Origin of the sequence: Martinezella calliandrae (genome assembly GCF_030272695.1) — a bacterium.
Classification (GTDB): Bacteria; Pseudomonadota; Alphaproteobacteria; order Rhizobiales; family Rhizobiaceae; genus Rhizobium; species Rhizobium calliandrae.
In genome coordinates this window covers 1-2,918 of record NZ_JARFYN010000126.1, presented here as the reverse complement: position 1 = coordinate 2,918, position 2,918 = coordinate 1, and the positions used below count along the sequence as shown (strand labels likewise).

Here is a 2,918-nt window from a genome sequence, read left to right as displayed (position 1 = left end):
AAATGCTGCGGAACTGGCTCCTGAACAACCCATGGCGAAACCGCTGACAGGCCGAGGTACATCGCAGACCCCGACCTGCACCAAATATGCGGAAGATCCTCATTTTGACGGCCTCGTGAATGGCCTGGCGGAACGTTCTGTCGCGATGGAGGTTTGAACGGCAGATCAAGAAACTCATGCCGTTCCGCCGCCTTGAAAGGAGACCGAAAATGCGGAACAAATACACCGAAATCTGATGAAACGCCGCATGATCCAAATCCATCGCCTGCGGGACCACATCGCACCCGGGAAAAGCCGCCGATGACGTCGGCGCAGGATCCGGAAGGCAATAAAAATCCGAATGATCCACCGCTTGATCCAGCACTTTGCCAACGGGCGATCCGTCCGGAGCGGCGTGAACAGCGTTGGAAAGGTGACGAGCCCGTTTAGGTGCTGGCGCGCGGTTTTGGTATGCTGCTGCGATCGCAGACACCGATCTTCATTAGATTCTATGCACAGCCTTCTGTTGCCGAGGCGAGTCGCGCCGACTATAGCGTCAGGTCACATCACCCGCGTTTGGCGAATATACGCCTCCGGCATTTCTTGTTGCTGCAACGCAAGCGCCGGATCTTCAGGGTTATCATGACCGTGCGCCCCTGCCATAGCAGGTCAGCGAGCCGCCGCTCGTAGCGACGATGAAGGCGACGCGAAGCTTTGCGGCACTCTGGACATTTGGCTCCCGTCGATCGGAAGCGATAATTGATCGATCTTGCCTCTTTTGATTGTTGGACATGATCGACGACCAAAGACGGCGGGATCAACGGTAGAACACGCTTCGCCATTTCCTTGCACCTGCTGATTCGCATGTCGAATCAATAGGATTGAGAAAGTTGCAACGAAATTGCGGAAGAGCACACTTCTTAGCTGAGGATTTTTCACGCGGCGTTGACAATTGTCGCAAGGCACGGCCGGCATCAGTTCCGCAGGCAGCGCCAGAAGACCCTGACGCGCCTGCCGCCGCCAGTCCGAAAGCTGATGCGCAGCGAGTTCATAGGTGAGCGCAACATCAACAACCCGCGCACCGGGCTGAAGGCTTTCCGCTACAATCCGCGCCTTCAGATCATTGGGCCATCGCCGGTTTCCACGACGCGGCTCGACAACTTCGAAGCGCCCGACAAATCCATCACCGCCATCCGCCATGCCAAATCTCCAGCTCTTGCCGAAAACCTTCTGGCACAAACCTCACTGTTCACAAACACACGGAATCAATGGGGTTTAGGCGGCGCATACCCAGCAGTTCGAAAGTGGGACGCTGATTGGAGCTGCAAGCGTACAGCTCCTTCCGCGAAGTTCACCGCGCGGCGCCTCCGCCGAGGCTTAGACAACTATGCACTAAACGCAAACTACACCCGCCGTCGGCTTTGTCGGCTCTGCGACAGGGTGGCGTTCGGCTCACAGGTCGTCCCACTCATATTTATCCGACTGAACAAGGTGTGGAAATTATTTCTGAGCTTCCTCTGCACAGTTGGCACGACTTTTCGTCTCCATTTCTAAGACGGCAGGATCTGCCGACCCGATACTCGCGTCTTGGGTCATTGCGGTGGACGACGACGACAGATCGTCAGATAGGATCGCGTATGGAGACCTACGAACTAGGCGACCTCGAGCTGCAACCGGGTCTGTTGACGGTGTGGCGACCCGACGTGCCTGACCCAGTACACCGGCGGCATGATTTGCGTCGCCCGTCTTATGTTCAGGAGGAACATCTCGGCTATTTAGCGGATGGCCAGCCGGCGTGTGCCGATCCGCGTGAGACATATCTGTGGATCAGCCGATCGCATAAGGAGATTTATGTGAGCTTCCGTCTCCCGCAGACGGCAACCGCGCGAACCGCGGTGGTTGGCTGCCTCAACAAAGTCAGTTCACTGGCCAACTCGATCAGCGGCGCCTCGCCCGGGTCAGGCGCACGGCGGATTACTCTGGCCGGGACACATTCGTTATGATTGCCGCTATAAGGAAATGCGCAATATTTATTTCATTCGATGGTGTGTCGGTGTCAGGCATCACCGTCGAAGCGGTGAAGATCGCAAAAAAACTCACGGACGAAGGGTTCAAATGCTACCTGGATCTGGGATACGATATCAACATAAGTAAAGGAAATTTCGGAAGACCGTACAAGTTTGAGGCCGCCCTTTATCACAAGTGTTTTGAGTTGGCACGTGTTGCGGATCTTTCTAATATACCTAACTATACCATCGAATTTCTTGACAAGGTAAATAAGGTACTAATTAGCGAGACACTTGCCGTATCACGCGATGCAAGGGCGGCGATACTTACGTCAGTAGACGAGGTTGCCGCGGAAGTAGCGCTTAAAATCGAGGCCCTATGGAAATATCTGAATGTCAGCAAAGTTATCGTCGAAAACGGAACGCTGCCTGAGAATATCATATATTCCCGCGCACTACTCCTCGCGATTGAACAGTACGGACGCGCCAAGAATTTGAGGAATTTTGTCATCTGGCGCGACCATGACCTGATGTGGAGCAGCGAAAAAAAATCGATGAAATACGGCGCTCCGCCGTATCCGTATGCGACTAAACCGGTCAAATCGCAATACATCACCTATGTTACGCTGAATGAAAAACTACGAGATGAACTGGAAGCATGGTCCAATTTTGAAGTTGAGGTTCAAGTCGGGAAAAATGCATACAATTTTTCCGAGTGCTCCCGCCGTAATATCAGGCCATTATTGGGTATTCGCAAGAGCGACATTCTGATTGCTAGAACAACGCGTCTGATACCTCAAAAGCGAATCGACAGAGATATCGTCCTGGTAAATCTGAACCGCGCCGGGTTTGCCGGAGGCTCCAACTCGTGAGAAAGTGGAGCCGATATGAGCAAGACGACCAACAAATTTTCACCTGAAGTTCGTGACCGAG

Annotated in this window: 4 protein-coding genes; 2 read left to right on the top strand and 2 right to left on the bottom strand. The window is 53.7% G+C overall.

Going from position 1 to position 2,918, the window contains the following annotated elements:
* Positions 1 to 545 precede the first annotated feature (545 nt).
* Positions 546 to 743, bottom strand: coding sequence for a transposase family protein (locus PY650_RS37615; protein WP_432761627.1), 198 nt, complete (start codon positions 741 to 743; stop codon positions 546 to 548).
* Positions 649 to 1,179, bottom strand: a complete 531-nt coding sequence (locus tag PY650_RS36190) for a transposase (protein WP_285884891.1) — start codon at positions 1,177 to 1,179, stop codon at positions 649 to 651. The genes PY650_RS37615 and PY650_RS36190 overlap by 95 nt, the downstream gene beginning before the upstream one ends.
* Positions 1,180 to 1,616: 437 nt before the next feature.
* Here PY650_RS36190 and PY650_RS36185 point away from each other — a divergent pair, with 437 nt between their 5' ends.
* Together PY650_RS36185 and PY650_RS36180 are read left to right on the top strand one after the other, a co-directional pair.
* Positions 1,617 to 1,982, top strand: coding sequence for a hypothetical protein (locus PY650_RS36185; protein ID WP_285884890.1), 366 nt, complete (start codon positions 1,617 to 1,619; stop codon positions 1,980 to 1,982).
* On the top strand, positions 1,979 to 2,857 hold the full coding sequence (locus tag PY650_RS36180; protein WP_285884889.1) for a hypothetical protein: 879 nt from the start codon (positions 1,979 to 1,981) through the stop codon (positions 2,855 to 2,857). The genes PY650_RS36185 and PY650_RS36180 overlap by 4 nt, the downstream gene beginning before the upstream one ends.
* The last annotated feature ends 61 nt before the right edge of the window (positions 2,858 to 2,918 follow it).